The following is a 517-nucleotide window of genomic DNA, read 5'->3' as shown; positions in this document are numbered from 1 at the left end:
CATAACGGCTTTGACTACGAGGCTATTCAAAAAGCCATGGAAGATAACAAGAAGGGCAAGCGGGTGAGAGGTGCCAGTACGATCTCACAACAAACTGCCAAAAATGCTTTTTTATGGCCGCAACGCAGCTGGTTTAGGAAAGGACTGGAAGTTTATTTTACCTTTTTAATAGAATTGTTTTGGAGCAAGGAGCGGATCCTCGAAGTTTATCTTAACAGCATAGAAATGGGAAAAGGGATCTACGGCGCCGAGGCTGCAGCTCAGGCCTGGTTCGGAAAGTCGGCTGCTAATCTAACGGCATATGAGGCGGCGGCTATAGCTGCAATTTTACCCAATCCCAGAGAATACAGAGCTAAACCTGCCAGTAACTACATCGCCGGGAGGCAGGCGTGGATCGTAAGGCAAATGAGAAACCTCGGGGCAATTCAGCTGGAAAAATGAATTCAAAAACCAAAGAACAACTTATAGAGGCCTGTGCTGCGTATGTGGAAGGTAAACTGCAAACGGTGCAACGGGC

The 517-nt window shown here is 47.4% G+C and carries 1 protein-coding gene; it reads left to right on the top strand.

Annotation, left to right across the window (positions count from 1 at the left end):
• A partial coding sequence (mtgA, locus tag HC176_RS16030; RefSeq protein ID WP_167920004.1) for a monofunctional biosynthetic peptidoglycan transglycosylase occupies positions 1–441 on the top strand: 441 nt, incomplete at its 5' end.
• Positions 442–517 lie beyond the last annotated feature (76 nt).

Source organism: Tamlana crocina, from assembly GCF_012037625.1.
This window is presented reverse-complemented; position numbering and strand designations above follow the sequence as displayed.